The organism is Chloroflexota bacterium (assembly GCA_026708035.1).
Taxonomy (GTDB): Bacteria; Chloroflexota; UBA11872; order UBA11872; family UBA11872; genus JAJECS01.
The window spans coordinates 133761-148753 of the sequence record JAPOVQ010000014.1; the positions used below are offsets into that span (position 1 = coordinate 133761).

The window sequence follows — 14993 nt, forward strand, 5'->3', positions numbered from 1 at the left end:
CCGAGCGTCCGGCTACGCGAAATAGTCCGCGTTGATTGCGGTGTAGTGCTCCCACTCCTCGGGCACGTCAAAGTCCGGAAAGATGGCCGTCACGGGGCATACCGGCTCGCAGGCGCCGCAGTCGATGCACTCCACGGGGTCGATGTAGAGCATTTCGGCCGCCTCATGCTCGGGTGCGTCTGGTCCGGGATGGATGCAGTCGACAGGGCAAACGTCCACGCACGAGGCGTCCTTCGTACCGATGCATGGCTCGGCAATTACGTACGTCATCGACGGGGGATTCCTCCTGTGTCGGCGCAAGCGCTGTCCGACCGGTCTGCCGGTCGCAACGGTACCTCAGGGTAAACGCTTGAACGGTCACTCACAAAAGACGCGGCCACTGCGCGGCGCCTGCGCATCAGGTCGCGCCGGCCGTCTCGCTCCAACGAATCAGCCCGGCATCGTACGGCCCGGCCAGCAGAGGATGCCGGGGAATCACCCGGACGGCAATGCCCAGGCGTCCACTTTGGGACAGCACCGCGCGCCCGGTGAACCAGTGGGCGCCGTCCGCCTCCGCGCTCGCATGCTCCGTCACCTCGGCCCGGCCGCCGATCAGTGCTCCGTCGAAGTCCACGTGCCCCACGAACACCTCGACGGTCACGTCGTCGGGACTCAGCCCCGCCAGCGCCACGCGGGTTCGCACGGGCACGACCACGCCCGCGTCGACCTGGCTCGGCCCGTCGGCCTGAACCTCCACGATGTGCACGTGGGGCCACTGCGCCACCACGTGGTCGAGCCAGTGGGCGAGGTCGGTGGCCGCGCCGCCCTGGTGCTCGCTCAGCCGACGGCCAAGCAGGTGCGCGGGGCCATAGAATGACTCGACATAATCTTGGACCATTCGATTCGCGCTGTAGCTCGTCAGCGCCAGGGCCATCGAGCGTCGAGCCATTCGGATCCAGGCAATCGGTGTTTCGCCCGCGCCGACGTCGTAGAACAACGGGGCCACCGTGTGCTCGAGCAGGTCGTAGATGGCTGCGGCGTCGCTCGCGTCCCGTTGCCGTTCGTCGTCAACATCCGCCCGGCCAATCGCCCATCCCGCCTCCGGCGTGTAAGCCTCGTCCCACCACCCATCGAGGACGCTGGCGTTGAGCACGCCGTTGGCTGCCGCCTTCATGCCGCTCGTGCCGCTGGCCTCCTGCGGTGGGATCGGCAGGTTCAGCCACACGTCGCAGCCCTGCACCAGGTCGCGCGCCAGGCCCATGTCGTAGTCCTCCACGAAGACCAGCCGCCCTTCGAATGCCGGATCGCGGCTGATGGCCGTGATTTCGCGCAGCAAGTCCTTGGCCAGATCGTCGTTGGGATGGGCCTTGCCCGCGAAGATGATCTGCACCGGTCGGTGGGAGTTCGCGACGATGGCCTTGAGCCGTTCCACGTCGTGCAGCAGCAGGGTTGGGCGCTTGTAGAGCGCGAAGCGGCGCGCGAACCCAACCGTGAGCACGTCGCTGTGTAGGGCGGCGGAGGCCTGCGCCAACTCGTGCGCCGCGGCTCCTCGATGCTCCGCCTGCGCTCGCAGGCGTCGCCGGACGTTGGCCACCAGACGCTCGCGGCGTTGCGTATGGACCCGCCAAAGCTCGTCGTCGGGAATGGCCGCCAGCCCCTCCTCGATGCCTTGCGGATCGGTGCGCTCGGCCCAATGTCGCCCCATGTAGCGCTGGAGCAGGCCGTTGAGCTCGCGAGATACCCAGGTGCGCAGATGCACCCCATTGGTCACGTGTCCGATCGGAACTTCGCTGACCGGCACGCCCGGCCACAGCCGTTCCCACATCCGACGGCTCACGGTGCCGTGAAGCGCGCTCACGCCGTTGCGCCAGGCGGAACCGCGCATGGCCAGAGTGGTGATGCCGAACGGCTCGCCATCGTCGGCGCCGTTAACCCGTCCCAGGGCCAACGCGTGCTCGACGTCGATGTTCGACGCCTGCAGGTAGGCGCCGGCATGACGCTGCACCTGGTCCGCCGAAAACTCGTCGTGGCCGGCCGCGACCGGGGTGTGCGTGGTGAAGACATTGGTCGCCCGCACAATCTGCATAGCCGCGGCCTGGCTGAGGCCGGTCTGCGCGCGGAGCGCCTGGAATCGCTCGAGAATGAGAAACGCGCTATGGCCCTCATTCAAATGGGCCACGGTCGGCGTGAGATCGAGCGCGTCCAAGGCGCGCATGCCGGCGACGCCCAGCAGCAGCTCCTGCCGAATGCGAATGTCGCTGTCACCGATGTACAGCCGGGACGTCAGCTCACGGTCCGCCGGGCTGTTCTCCGGCGTGTTGGCGTCGAGCAGGATCAGCGGCACACGGCCCACGTCCATCCGCCACAGCCGAACGGCGATCTCACGCCCGTCAATGGGCACCCGGACTGTCAGCGGCTGCCCGTCGCCCGACCGCACCGCGACCACCGGCAGGACCTCCACGTCGTTTTCCGGAAACTGCTCCCGCTGCGCGCCCGAAGGATCGATCGACTGCCGAAAGTACCCCTGGCGATAGAGCATGCCGACGCCGACCAGCGGCACCCCGAGATCGCTGGCGGCCTTGAGCTGATCGCCCGCCAGCACGCCCAGGCCGCCTGAATACAGCGGCACCGATTCCGCCACGCCGAACTCCATGGAGACGTAGGCCACGCGCAGTCCCTCCAGATGCCCGTGCATCTGCTCGAACCACGTGGGGCGCCTCAAATACTGGTCATAGGCTTCGGACACGCGGTCAAGGTCGGCGATGAATATCGGGTCCTCGGCCAGCACTTGCAGCTGGCCCGGGGCTGCTCGGGTGAGCACGGCCACCGGATTCCCCTGCGAGGCGTGCCAGGCTTCGGCGTCGATGCGCCGAAACAGGTCCTGCGCCGCGGGCGTCCACGCCCACCACACGTTGTAGGCCAGATCGCGCAGCCGCTCGAGACGCTGCGGAAGCGCCGGCCGAACGGTAAAGATGCGGCTCGGGCGAACCTCAGCCGTCATGCGCCGGGCGGTTCGTGCCGGAGCAAACGTCGGCGCACTGGCGCGGCGTGCGGCGAACGACGAGGGATCATGGCGCGGGGGCGTTTGGGGCGGGCGCCTACGCCGCCATCACCCACAGATTGTCGGCGACCGTGTCGTCAACCACGGCGGACTGGTCGTCCACCTGAACCACGATGTGCCCCGCCGGCGTGTGCTCGACGACATCGACCACCCGTCCGGGGACGAGTTGCTTCTCTTCGAAATAGCGCAGGAGATTGGTGTCGTCTTCCGCGGGCTCGGAGAGCCGCACGACTCGCACCTTGGAGCCGATTTCGGCCGTCGACAGCTTGAAGAGGTTGCCCACATCGGTCTCTGGGTAGTTGCCTGGGATGGGCAGCCCGTGCGGACACGTGGGCGGATGGCCCAGCGCCTCCGAGATCCGATCCGTGAGCTCGGGCGAGATGGCGTGCTCCAAGCGGTCGGCCTCGTGGTGCACCTCGGCCCAGCCGAGCCCAAGCGTCCGGATCAGCCAGTGCTCGATCAGCCGGTGGCGGCGGGCCAGCTTCTCGGCGGTGCGCTCGCCGCCGAGCGTCAGGAACACCTCGCGTTGCGGAGCGATCCACACGTGACCGTCGCGCACCAGCCGTTCGAGCGACGCCGACACCGTGGGCGCCGATACCGCCAAGCGTTCCGCGAGGCGAGCGGCGATGACGGGCCCGCCCTCGGCGCGCAACCCATAGATCGCTAGCAGATAGTCTTCAGCCGTACTTGTCAGCGCCATAGCCACGCATTCTGCCACGACGGGAATACAGGACTGCGATCAGGGCGAATGGGTTAGGCCGGGCGTCCGCGGGCGGCGGGTGGCGCGAAGGCTGCGCCGGGTTGCCGTCGCGGCGCCACGCCCGCGCGCAGGAAGGCCAGCACGTCGCCGTCGAGCTGGACCCGCGCGCGCGTTCCCGGCGGGGGCAGGAATGTCGGTCCCGCGCGGCACTCCACCGTCAACCCGGAGTCAAAGCGCACCCGCACCAACTGGTCGTGCCCAAAGAAGCGGCGCGATTCAATCACGCCCTGGCCGCTGGGATCCTCGGAGATTTGCAGCGCCTCCGGTCGCACGTAGAGGTCGACCGTTCCAATCATGGGCTCGGGAATCGTCACCGTGCCGAGGTCGCACACCACGGCGCGACCAACGCCCGCGGCCTCGATCACGTTGAACTGGCCGATAAAGTCGGCCACGGCCCGACTGACGGGCTGGCGATATATCTCGTGCGGCGGCGCGATCTGCAGCACGCGGCCGTCAATCATCACGGCCACCCGGTCGGCCAAGCTCAGGGCTTCTTCTTGATCGTGGGTCACGAACACGGCGGTCGTGCCGGACTCACGCAGCACGCGGCGCACGTCATTCCGCAGGTCGTTGCGCAGCGCCGCGTCGAGGTTCGAGAACGGCTCGTCCAGCAGCACCACGCGGGGATTGGGCGCCAGCGCGCGGGCCAAGGCCACGCGCTGCTGCTGCCCGCCGGACAGCTCATACGGCATGCGCGACGCCAGCGCCGAGAGGCCCACAAGGTCCAGCGTCTCGGCAACCCTGGCGGCACGCCCATTCCGCCGCGACAAGCCGAACCCCACGTTCGCCTGCACGTCTAGGTGCGGAAACAACGCATAGTCCTGAAACACCAGGCCAACCCGCCTGCGCTCCGGAGGCACGCTCACGTCGGGTCCCTGCACAGCCGAGCCGCCCAGCACGATCGTCCCGGCGTCTGGCTGATCCAGGCCCGCGATGAGTCGCAGCGTCGTCGTCTTGCCGCAACCGCTCGGTCCCAGCAGCGCCAGGATGGATCCGGCCCTGACGTGGAAGGTCGCGTCGTCCACGGCCGTGGCCGCGCCAAAGCTCTTGCTCAGGCCCTCGCAGTGCAGCGCGATCGGCGGCGCTTCGGGCATCATCCGCGCATCCTAACGCGCAAGCCTTGGCTAATGCCGAATATTAGCTAAGGCGAACCGCGGTCTTCCTAGCCGTGCGGCACCAGGGCGCTGCGCGTGATTCGACCGGAGTCCTGCTGCGCGAAGGCTTCGTTGATGTCGGCCAGCGGGAAGTGATGCGACAGCACCCGGTCGAACGGCAAGCGCGACACGTTGTCCTTCAGAAAATCCAGGGCATGCCGCAGGTCCTGCGACGTGTAGTGCGCCACGCCGATGATCGAGATGCTCCGGAAGACGATCCACGACGGATCGAATTCGGTATGCCAGCCGACGTTGATGTTGCCGATCTCCAGGTATCGCCCACCCGGCGCTGTCATCTGCAGGCCCTCGGGGACCACCCCGGGATGCCCCACCAGCTCCAGCGTCACGTCGGCGCCCAGCCCATCGGTGAGCTCGCGCACGCGGTCCACGCGCTGCTCGGGAGTCTCGAACTCGCGCATGTCCACGATCTCGTCCGCGCCGAAGGATCGGATCAGGTCGATGCGCTCATCCACGCCGTCGATCGCGATGACCTTGGAGGCCCCGTGCGCCTTGGCCACGGCGGCCGCGTAGACGCCCAGTCCGCCGGCGCCCTGGATGGCCACCGTCTCATTGAAGGTCAGGCCGGCGCGGCGCAGACCGGAAATCACCTGCACCAACGCGCAGTTGAGTCCGGCCACCATGTCGTCGGTGAGGTGGTCCGGCACTTTGTACATCGTGTGGTTGGGGTGCAGGTAGTAGTACTGTGCAAACGTGCCTCGGAAGTGCGGCCACTCTTCCAGCCCACCCTGGCGATCATGCTGACGCGTGGGACAAGCATAGGTATGACCCTTGAGGCAGGTGGGGCACTGTAGGTCGGGATAGAGGTATGAGAAGAGAACGCGGTCCCCTTCCTGGAGCGGCTCGCCCACTGAGTCGGTCGTCACGCCCGCGCCCAGGCGGTGGATCCCACCGGTGCCTTCGTGCCCCAAGCATGCCGGCATCGGCCGGCCCATCTTGACCATGTCCATCTCGCCGCGCCAGTAGTGCATGTCCGATCCGCAAATGTTCGCGAGGCTCATCTTGACCACCGCGGCGCCCGGCTCGGGGTCCGGAATTGGAAACTCGCGCAACTCGAAGGGCTTGCGAAAACCCAAGAACGCGGCGGCCACGCCTTTCTCGGCCATTGCCTTCACTCCTCCCGGTCACGGCGGCGGTTCGCGATGCGCGGGCTTTAGCCTATCCCATTCCCTGACCGCGGCATGACGACAGAGGCGACATGACGACCGACGCCTGGATCCTCATCGGCGTGCTGGGCGGCGCCCTGGTGCTCTTTGCCAGCGAACGCGTGCGCCCCGACCTGGTCGGCGTGCTGGCCTTGCTGGCGGTGGCCTTCGCCGGCCTCGTCACGCCGGACCGGGTGTTTAGCGGGTTCGGCAGTCCCGCCGTGATCACGGTGGCGGGAATGTTTGTCCTGAGCGCGGGTCTCGTCGAGGCCCGGGTGCCGGCCGCGATCGCCGCAGGCATTTCGCGCCTAGGTGGCGGCCTGCGCCTGCGCATGGCGCTGCTGGTGCTGATCGTGGGCGTGATGTCGGCCGTGATGAACAACATCGCCGCCACTGTGATCCTGATCCCCGCGGCAACGACCCTCGCGCTCGGCGCGAAGACCTTCCCCTCCAAGCTGCTTATCCCAGTTTCGTTCGGCTCCCTGCTCGGCGGGCTGGTCACCTTGATTGGCACGCCGCCGAACCTGCTTGTCAGCGAGGCGCTCGCGCGGGCCGGCGAGACGCCGTTCGGCATGTTCGACTACGCGCCGACCGGCCTGGCCGTCATGGCGGTCGGGCTGCTCTACCTGCTGCTCGCCGGGCCGCGGCTCATCCCCGCGCGCGAGGGCGCAGACGTCGATCAAGAGATCCAACAGCGACGCGACTTCATGGTCGAGCTCGAGGTGCCGGGCGATTCGGACCTCGCCGGGCGCACGCTGTCGCAGCTGCGCTGGCGGCCTCGTTTCAGTATCGCCGTGGTCGAGATCACCCATCTCGGCGTCCGCAACAGGTTTCCGGGACCGTCCGACGCCATCTATGCCGGCGACCGGCTGATCGTGGAGGGTGAGCTCGAAGCTGTCACCCGCTTTGCCCAATCCGAGCGTTTGCGATTCGCCGGTGAACATTCCGCAGCTTCTCGCGACGACGCGAGCGATGGGATGGCCGTGGTCGAGCTCGTCGCCGGGCCGGCCTTCAGGTTTGCGCACCAAACGGTCGTCCAGATGAACTTCAGGAGACGCTATGGCGGCGTGGTGCTGGGGATTTGGCGCCAGGGCCAGCGATTGGGACGCCCGATCCGCGATGTGCAAATCAGGCCGGGCGACGTGCTGGTGGTCCGAGTCCCCATCGATCGAGTCGACACCTTCGCTCGCTCTCGCGAGTTCATCCTGATCGGTCGTCGACCGGGAAGGCCGGCCGTTCGACCGCACATGGCCGTTGCCGTGCTCATTCTCGGGGCCGTCGTTGGGCTGGCCGCCGCGGGCATCGCGCCCATTGCCGTCACGGCCGCCGCCGGCATCATCTTGATGCTGCTCTTCCGCGTGCTGCCCTACCAGCGTCTCTACACGGCCGTCGATTGGCGCACGATCGTGCTCATCGGCACGCTCATTCCGCTGGGCGACGCCATCACGTCCACCGGGCTCGCCGATCTCGCGGCGCAGTTCGCCGAGGAATATGTGAGCCCCATTGGGCCGCTGGCCGTGCTCGCCGGGCTATTCGTCGCCACCGCCCTGCTGACGCAGCTGATGTCCAACGCGGCCGCCGTCGTGCTCATTGCCCCCGTGGCGCTCGAGATCGCCGCCGGCGCGGGCATCGCCCCGCAACCGGCCCTCATGATGGTGGCCATCTCGGCCTCGACGGCCTTTCTCACGCCCATCGGCCACCAGGCCAACCTGCTCGTCTATAACGCCGGCGGCTACCGCTTCGTCGACTTCCTGAAGGTGGGCGCGCCGCTGACGCTGCTGATCCTCGTCACGTCGCTCATCGTCGTGCCGATCGTGTGGCCGGTCTAACGGCTATTGGGGCGTACCGTTCTCGAAGCGGTCCAGGCGGAACATCTCAATGTCGTGCCGGGATTTGCCGTCCAGCGCCAGCTCAGCCGCAATCTCGCCAACCACCGACGCGAATTTGAACCCGTGTCCCGAACACGCCGACACCAACGTCACGTTCGGGTGTCGCGGGTGGGCATCCATGATGAAGTGGCCGTCCGGCGTGCTGGTGAACATGCAGGTCATCAGCTCCAGCGCGCGGCCGTTGGCGCCTGGAAAGTATGGAGCCAGGCACGTGCGTAACAGCGACTCGTCCGCGTCGTCCGTCGTCCGCGTGAGCTCAGCTGGCGTGACCGCGGTCTGCAGATGGAACATGCGCCCGAGCTTGAGCCCGGGCGGACCGTATCGAGGCAGGCCGTAGAAATACTCCTCGTCGCCCGGCGGTTGCAGCAGCCACACCGGCAGACGGTCCGGCTCGCAAATCGCCGGGTCGTCCGGCTCAAACCATCCGACCACCTGGCGTGTGACTTCCAGCGGCAGGTTCAGGTCCGCCAGCAATTCCGCCATCCACGCTCCGGCTGTGAACACGAGGCGCTCGGCTCGGTAAGCGCCGTGTTCCGTCTGAACCTCGACGCCGTCGGTGGTTGCCTTCCAGCCGGTGATGGCCTCCTGCGTCCGCACTTCCGCCCCGTGCGAGCGAGCCGCAGCCGCGTGCGCCAGAATCGCCCGCTCCGGGAGCAAGAACCCAGCCGACGGATCGTGCACGCCGATCATGTCCTCTGAGAGTCGAATGGCGGGATACCGGTGCTGTACCTCGGAGGCATCGAGCACCTCGTGCGCCAGTCCGAACCGTTCGGCGGCCAACAGCGCGCCGCGCACCACCAGCGCATCGGGGCGCCCCATCGACAATCCGCCTGAGTGGATAAACAGCGTCTCGCCGCTGATTTCCTCGAGCTCGCGCCACAGCGTCTGGGCCCGCTGCACCAGCGGCACGTACCCGGGCGCGTTGTAATACGCGTGCCGCATGATGCGCGTGTAGCCGTGGGAGCTGCCCTGGTCGTGCGCCAGGTCGAACTGCTCCAGCGCCAGGACGCGCACGCCCCGTTGCGCCAGGTGGAAGGCCGTGGCGCTGCCCATGGCGCCCACGCCGACTACGATGACATCCCAATCAGACACGCGGGCAATGCCTCCAGCGCTCACAATCCGCCCGCATTGTGCGAAAGGCCCGGCGTATGAGCCACCCGCTGCGAATCGTGCTGCTGGGCACCGGAACTCCCGATCCGCGACCGCATCGCGGCGGGTCGTCCACCTACGTCGGCGTGGGTGATGCCGGCGTCGTCTTCGATCTGGGACCCGGGGCGACTCGGAATCTCGCGGCCGCGGGCATCGACCTCGCCACGATTGGCCATGTGTTCTTCACCCACCTGCACTTCGACCACTCCACCGACTACCCGCACTTCGCGCTGTCGCGTTGGGACCAGGGCGCCGGACGCGGCGACGACCTCAACGTCTACGGGCCGCGGCCGCTGGAGCGCATGACGGAGCGCCTGTTCGGCCACGACGGCGCCTTTGGTCCTGATCTCGTCGCGCGCATCAACCACCCCATGAGCTTGCAGGCCTACCGCAACCGCGGCGGTGTGATGCCCCGCCGGCGCCCGCGCATTGCGGTTCAGGAACTCGAGGTGGGAGACACGGTCTCAGCCGATGGATGGACGGTTCGCGTGGGGCACGCCCAGCACGCGCAGCCCTATCTCACGTCGCTGGCCTACCGGCTCGACACCGCGGGGGGCTCGGTGGTGATCTCCGGGGACACGCGCCCATTGCCGGAGATTGTCGAGTTGGCGCGCGGGGCGCACACCCTGGTCCACATGGCCATGGAGGTCGACGCCGCGCGCGAACGCTGGCCAGACATTTACGCCGCCTGCACCACGGCCCGCGGCGCAGGCGAGATTGCCGCCGCCGCAGGCGTCCAGCGATTGGTGTTGGTGCACGTCATGACCGAAGCCGATGATCCGTCATATATGAACGCGATGATTGCCGAGGCGCGCGCAGTCTTCAACGGCTGTGTCATCGGCGGCGCCGACGGTCTGGTGCTGGCCTTTCCCGAGCTCGACTAACGCGCGCCGACGACTGCTTCAATGAGCCGCTCGGGCAGCGTGTCCCATGGGCGCGGCTCCACGACCGCGAGCCCTTGGCGCGAGGCCTCCGCGGCAAGCCACTGGCCGAACATCCACTTGGCCTTGGCCTCGGCTTGAAGCTCGTCTTGGCCTCGGCCCACCGCCCTGGTTCCGTGATGAGACGCCAGCGCGATTCGAAGCGATGATTCATCGGGCTCCACGATGAACGCCGCCCGAATCCAGGCCGCGCGTTCGAGCATTGGTGGGCGAGCAAGCAGCGACGGCAAGATGCCGTCGCCCTCGATCACGATGGGCACTTGCTGGTCGACGTGGTTCTCCACAATCGCCTCCAGCGCGGCGGACATGACGTAGCCGACATCGATCAGAGCGGCGCACTGCTCCTCCGGCGTGCTTTTTCGAAAGTCTGGCTGCCTGTCGGCATACAGCGCCTTCGTTCCGCTGGGCAACGTGACATCAGCCCGTTGGAACGCGAGTCGCAGGTCATCGACCATCAACCACGGCACGCCGAGTGCCCGGCCCAAGCGCTCCGCCGCGGTCGTCTTTCCGGCTGCCGAATGCCCCCCGATAAGCAGTACGAGCCAGTCCACCGCGCTCCGCCCGCTAGGAAACCCAGGCGCGAGCTACCAGACTTCGTCCCTGGCGTAGAGCGACTTTGCCGGCCCGATCAGCTTGGGATCGGGCTTCGGTACGCGCCGCTCGACGTCGGGGTCGTACTCCAAGCTCCGCAGCACGAAGCGCATGCAGTTCAGCCGGGCGCGTCTCTTGTCGTCCGACTTCACGACCACCCACGGCGAGGCCTTCGTGTCGGTGCCCGCGAACATCACCTTCTTGGCCTCCGTGAACTCGTCCCACAGCGGCAGCGACCGCATGTCCACGGGGCTCAGCTTCCACTGCTTGAGGCTGTCTTGGGCGCGAGACATGACGCGCCGCAATTGCTCCTCCTGGCTCACCGAGAACCAGAATTTGTACAGGCGCAGGCCCTCGTTGATCAGCATTTGCTCGAAAAGGACGGTATCGCGAAGGAAGCGCACAGTTTCGGCCGGCGAGCAGAAGCCCATCACCGGCTCGACCACCGCCCGGTTGTACCAGGAGCGGTCGAAGAACACGATCTCACCCTCCGAGGGAAGGTGCTGCACGTAACGCTGGAAGTACCACTGGCCGCGCTCCCGCTCGGATGGGGCCGGCAGCGCAACGACCGTGGCGCCACGGGGGTTGAGGTGCTCCATGAAACGCTTGATGGTTCCGCCCTTGCCGGCAGCGTCCCGCCCCTCGAATAGCAGCACGACGCGCTGCCCGGTGTCCTTGACCCACTTCTGCATCTTCAGCAGTTCGACCTGCAGCGCGGCCTTCCGACGTTCGTACGCGCGCCGGCCCATCTTGGTGTCGTAGGGATAGGAGTCGCTGATGATCTCGCGGCGCCCGGCGCGTTCCACCTTCCGCAGGATCTCCTTGGGAATCCCTTTCGTGGGAATCAGGAGACCGGAGTCGTCTCGTACGGCGGTTGCGGTTGCCATGGGAATACCCTATTTGCGCGTCTCGCACCCGTCAATTTCCGCTTCCAACCTTGACTATCAAGGTTGGGCGGGGGCTGCGTCGCGCACCGCCGTGCTGGTCCCGACCGGTGACAGAGTGTCCCGTCGCACCGGCACTGGACCAGGCCGGCCTGGCCGGCCCGCGGCTACAGCGCCGCCAACACCTCGCGCTGGCGTGCCAGCCGCTCCGATCGGGCCGCGGCGAACCGCTTGATGCCGGCGTGGATCGAGTCGGCGTCGAGATTCGCCTCCGCGATCACGTCCGGCTCGGTCCCGCCGGTCAGCCACTGGTTGTCCCAGTCGGACCACAGCGAGTACTCGTCGGTCAGCGGGCCCAGATCGCGCACCGGCGGCACGCGCCGCGTGCCGGTGGATACCACCATCGCGTCATAGCGCGCGCCGGCCGGTATGAGGCGATCGCGATAGTCCTGCGGCTGGCGCGCGAAGAGCTCCTCGCTCACCACGGCGACCACCCGCACGTTCACGCCCTCGGCTTCGAGCTGCGGCAGCACGCGCATTAGGTTGACCGTCGAGTTCGAACCTTGCACGAACACCGTGCCCTGCGGCTCGCTGCCCGCGTCCCAGTCGCGGATCAAATACATCCCCTTGGCTGCCGCCAGCGGATCGGAGTCGGCGAATTCGTTGCGGTCGGCAACCGGAAAGTCTGGCCGCGCCACCTCGATGGTGATGAGCCCAACCTTCGGATCGCGGGCGGCAAGCGACGCCGCCGCGAAGTAGCCCGGCGCCACGTCGTTGTAGTCCCAGAAGCTCAGATTGATCGCCTGGTCGCGCGGGAACAGCTTCCACACCTGCGGCGCAAAGATGCCGAAGTGCGTGCGCGCATCCGCGGCGGTCTCCGGCCCGGAGTGCCCCGCCAGAATGTGCAGTACGCCCATGCGAAACGGGCTGTCCTGGTTCTGCTGGCTCCAGACGCGAGCCGGCAGATACATCAGCGGCGTGAACGCGCCGTAGGTGCCGCTCAGCGCCCACACGCCGGCGTGCCGGTCGGGATCGAGCGACGCCGACTGGCTCACCAGCCCGATCGCCGACGAGGCGTTCCCGGCCTCCTCGATCGGCGCTTTCATGCGCGTGCCCAACGGATTGTCTACCGGGTCGTAGTGCCCCCACAGCGCGCCCTTCTCCACGTTGATCGAGCTGGATAGGTCGGCCGCCAGGGTGATGAAGCGGTTGTCCGTGACGTAGTTGACCCACTTGATCAGTTCGGAAATCGCGCGCCGGGTTCCGGCAACATCGCCCGGCCGCTTGGCCAGCTCGATGTCCAGTGTCGCCGTCTCGCCGGTCAACTCATTGGTGACCTCGACCGACTGCGGCTCCAGCGGAATGTTCTCCGGACACAGCCGCTCGTCCATGAACGGATTGGCCGTCGGGTCGATGCGCAGCGGCAGGTTGTCGTTCAGCGAGTCGCCGATCTCGACCAGCCGATCCGCCAGCCAGTCGCCCAATCCGTTCTGGTTGAGCACCGACATCGCCACGTCGATATTGGTCTTGAACTGGATCAGCCGCTCGCGCTCATCGGCCACCGGACCGTCGCGGATGCCGTCGAACTCCACGCCGTAGCGCCGCTCGAAGGTCTCGGCCAGCGCCACGAAATAGGGCTCGTTCATCTTCAGCTCGTAGGGATGGCTGTGATACCCGATGAGCTGCTCGCCGAACCCGGGAAGGTGGCCGTTGTCGGCCGCCGGCCACCAGCCCTTGGTCGTCGTCCCGACGACGATGATCGGCCGGCGGTCGTTCGGGTCCCACTCTTCCATCGCCCATAGGGCGGCCATGACCTGGTCGTAGTCGTTGCCGTCCTCCAGCGAGATCACGTTCCAGCCGTAGGACGTCCACTGGTCCTCGATCACGTAGCCCTGGGTGAGGGACGGGTCGATGACCCCACCGACGAGCGAATCGTCGATGCCGGCGTTGTTGTAGGACAGGAGCACGCGCAGCCGCTTGCCCACCTGCTGCGCCAGAGCCTGCGTCTTCAGTTCCTGCGCGTGGCCCTCGGTCATGGCGAACTCGCCCTCGAGCGCGATCACCTTCAGCGAATCGTCGGCGCCGACGAAGTCCCAAAAGGCCGCCTTACCCGCCGCCGTGGCCACGCCGATGCCCGACGGCCCGCCGTTCACGTCGTTGGTCAGGTCGGTAGTCTCCGAGTGACCGGCCAGCGAGCGGATGCCGCGAATCTGGGCCTGCGCGAAGAGCGGGTGGTCCTCCAGCCCGTGGTCCTGCAGCAGCGTGTCCAGGGCGCCGCGTCCGCGACGGAATCCCAGCGCGTCGATCGGCAGCATGCCCACGTTGGGGTCGACGGCGTAGCGGTCGTCACCCGTCGCCGCGTGCTTCTGGGCCATGGCCTCGCCCATGATCATCCAGAGCGCATAGGCCGTGGGAATGTTGTGCCCCCCGGCCAGCATGAAGCGGTCGCAGAACGGGTGCTTGGGCCGGCGGTAGTCGTAGCGGAGGGCGCCGTTCTCGGGTCCGCCCAGATGCAGGGCCACGTTGTAGGGCGTATAGGCCAGCGGCCCGCCGAAGTGCCCGGTCTGGGCGTAGTTGCCCAGCAGCACCAGCGTCATGGCGGTCATGAACCCGACGTCTTCAATCCGCTCGCGGTCGTAGGCGGGGACTTTGACCGTGTCGTCGATCGTCACCGTCTGCACCGCGCTCGCGCGGGCGGTGACGCTTTGGCTGCCGTTGCTGTGCGCCATCAATCGCTGCTCCTTGAGAGTGGATGCCGGGGGAGGGGTATCGTCAGTCTTCCCCGGGTGCGCCCGTCACGCGGCGAACGAGGCACGCCGCCTCGATTGCGCCACCCGAAAGGCGCATAAGAGGGTACCCGATACCCCGAGCCTCGATAGCGCGATTCCGCTGCGGCGGAAGAGGTCGCCACACCGTCCGCGAGACGCGCCAGTCACCAGGGCATCGCCGATCTCCAGCGACGCGCTTGGCAGGTTCAGGAGCCCGTCAACAGCTTGCGCAAACCTCGGGGATACAACGGGCCGTCGAGCGGCTGGGAAAGGTCAAGCCACACGGCCTCGATGCGCTTGCCGCTTGACTCCGTTCCGTTGATCAGCTCGGCACGGTAGAGCGACCGGTCCACGAGCTGTGCCTCGAAGAGAAACTCGATCTGGTGCGCGCGCTCACCGTCCCGCTCGAAGATGTTCTCGACAGTGGTCAGATGCCGCACCTGATCGATCTCGGCCGCGATCTCCTCCAGGATTTCCCGCTTCACGGCCTGCGCCGCCCGTTCGCCGAACTCAATCGCGCCGCCGAGCGGTCGGTAGTAGCGACCGCCATCCGGCCCGGTGTACCGCCGCACCAGCAGCCGCGAACCGTCGCGAATGACCGCGAGCGCCACCGGGCGAATGCGAGACTGGGGTTTTCGCTTGTCAGACATCAGT

General features: G+C 67.3%; 12 protein-coding genes. 2 read left to right on the plus strand and 10 right to left on the minus strand.

All coding sequences use genetic code 11. The annotated features are described in order from the left end of the window. Positions 1 to 12: 12 nt before the first annotated feature. The 5 genes from OXG33_06480 to OXG33_06500 all read right to left on the minus strand — a co-directional run bounded on the left by OXG33_06480 (position 13) and on the right by OXG33_06500 (position 6078). Positions 13 to 270, minus strand: a complete 258-nt coding sequence (locus OXG33_06480; GenBank protein ID MCY4113568.1) for a ferredoxin family protein — start codon at positions 268 to 270, stop codon at positions 13 to 15. Positions 271 to 397: 127 nt separating this feature from the next. Continuing rightward, complete coding sequence (gene glgP, locus OXG33_06485) at positions 398 to 2980, minus strand: alpha-glucan family phosphorylase (protein MCY4113569.1); 2583 nt, start codon at positions 2978 to 2980, stop codon at positions 398 to 400. A gap of 97 nt (positions 2981 to 3077) precedes the next feature. Continuing rightward, a complete protein-coding gene (locus tag OXG33_06490) occupies positions 3078 to 3740 on the minus strand; it encodes a metal-dependent transcriptional regulator (protein MCY4113570.1) in 663 nt (220 codons plus the stop codon). A 53-nt stretch (positions 3741 to 3793) separates the two neighbouring features. Then, positions 3794 to 4897, minus strand: a complete 1104-nt coding sequence (locus tag OXG33_06495) for an ABC transporter ATP-binding protein (protein MCY4113571.1) — start codon at positions 4895 to 4897, stop codon at positions 3794 to 3796. A gap of 65 nt (positions 4898 to 4962) precedes the next feature. Continuing rightward, complete coding sequence (locus tag OXG33_06500; GenBank protein ID MCY4113572.1) at positions 4963 to 6078, minus strand: zinc-binding dehydrogenase; 1116 nt, start codon at positions 6076 to 6078, stop codon at positions 4963 to 4965. 92 nt (positions 6079 to 6170) lie between these two features. Between OXG33_06500 and OXG33_06505 the strand changes: the two genes are divergently transcribed. Continuing rightward, positions 6171 to 7946 carry an SLC13 family permease gene (locus tag OXG33_06505; protein ID MCY4113573.1) on the plus strand — a complete coding sequence of 592 codons (1776 nt, stop codon included), beginning with the start codon at positions 6171 to 6173 and terminating at the stop codon, positions 7944 to 7946. A gap of 3 nt (positions 7947 to 7949) precedes the next feature. On the opposite strand, the gene solA is transcribed toward OXG33_06505, so the two are convergent. After that, positions 7950 to 9098 carry an N-methyl-L-tryptophan oxidase gene (gene solA / locus OXG33_06510; protein ID MCY4113574.1) on the minus strand — a complete coding sequence of 383 codons (1149 nt, stop codon included), beginning with the start codon at positions 9096 to 9098 and terminating at the stop codon, positions 7950 to 7952. 56 nt (positions 9099 to 9154) lie between these two features. Between solA and OXG33_06515 the strand changes: the two genes are divergently transcribed. Further along, positions 9155 to 10039 (plus strand): MBL fold metallo-hydrolase, encoded by an 885-nt coding sequence (locus tag OXG33_06515; protein ID MCY4113575.1) that lies wholly within the window; start codon positions 9155 to 9157, stop codon positions 10037 to 10039. On the opposite strand, the gene OXG33_06520 is transcribed toward OXG33_06515, so the two are convergent. From OXG33_06520 to OXG33_06535, 4 genes are all read right to left on the minus strand, one after another. Next, the gene (locus tag OXG33_06520) at positions 10036 to 10647 is read right to left on the minus strand and encodes a hypothetical protein (GenBank protein MCY4113576.1); all 612 of its coding nucleotides are present in this window, start codon (positions 10645 to 10647) and stop codon (positions 10036 to 10038) included. The two genes, OXG33_06515 and OXG33_06520, sit on opposite strands and share 4 nt — an antisense overlap. 33 nt (positions 10648 to 10680) lie before the next feature. Next, positions 10681 to 11574: a polyphosphate kinase 2 gene (gene ppk2, locus OXG33_06525; GenBank protein ID MCY4113577.1), complete on the minus strand. Its 894-nt coding sequence runs from the start codon at positions 11572 to 11574 to the stop codon at positions 10681 to 10683. Positions 11575 to 11738: 164 nt separating this feature from the next. Continuing rightward, on the minus strand, positions 11739 to 14300 hold the full coding sequence (locus OXG33_06530) for a hypothetical protein (GenBank protein ID MCY4113578.1): 2562 nt from the start codon (positions 14298 to 14300) through the stop codon (positions 11739 to 11741). Positions 14301 to 14545: 245 nt separating this feature from the next. Beyond that, complete coding sequence (locus tag OXG33_06535; GenBank protein ID MCY4113579.1) at positions 14546 to 14989, minus strand: NUDIX domain-containing protein; 444 nt, start codon at positions 14987 to 14989, stop codon at positions 14546 to 14548. Between the last annotated feature and the right edge of the window lie 4 nt (positions 14990 to 14993).

Bases quoted from the DNA above. Each gene is read 5' to 3' on its own strand.
- OXG33_06480 (MCY4113568.1), bottom strand. From the start codon at position 270: ATGACGTACGTAATTGCCGAGCCATGCATCGGTACGAAGGACGCCTCG.
- glgP (MCY4113569.1), bottom strand. From the start codon at position 2,980: ATGACGGCTGAGGTTCGCCCGAGCCGCATCTTTACCGTTCGGCCGGCG.
- OXG33_06490 (MCY4113570.1), bottom strand. From the start codon at position 3,740: ATGGCGCTGACAAGTACGGCTGAAGACTATCTGCTAGCGATCTATGGG.
- OXG33_06495 (MCY4113571.1), bottom strand. From the start codon at position 4,897: ATGATGCCCGAAGCGCCGCCGATCGCGCTGCACTGCGAGGGCCTGAGC.
- OXG33_06500 (MCY4113572.1), bottom strand. From the start codon at position 6,078: ATGGCCGAGAAAGGCGTGGCCGCCGCGTTCTTGGGTTTTCGCAAGCCC.
- OXG33_06505 (MCY4113573.1), top strand. From the start codon at position 6,171: ATGACGACCGACGCCTGGATCCTCATCGGCGTGCTGGGCGGCGCCCTG.
- OXG33_06515 (MCY4113575.1), top strand. From the start codon at position 9,155: ATGAGCCACCCGCTGCGAATCGTGCTGCTGGGCACCGGAACTCCCGAT.
- ppk2 (MCY4113577.1), bottom strand. From the start codon at position 11,574: ATGGCAACCGCAACCGCCGTACGAGACGACTCCGGTCTCCTGATTCCC.
- OXG33_06530 (MCY4113578.1), bottom strand. From the start codon at position 14,300: ATGGCGCACAGCAACGGCAGCCAAAGCGTCACCGCCCGCGCGAGCGCG.
- OXG33_06535 (MCY4113579.1), bottom strand. From the start codon at position 14,989: ATGTCTGACAAGCGAAAACCCCAGTCTCGCATTCGCCCGGTGGCGCTC.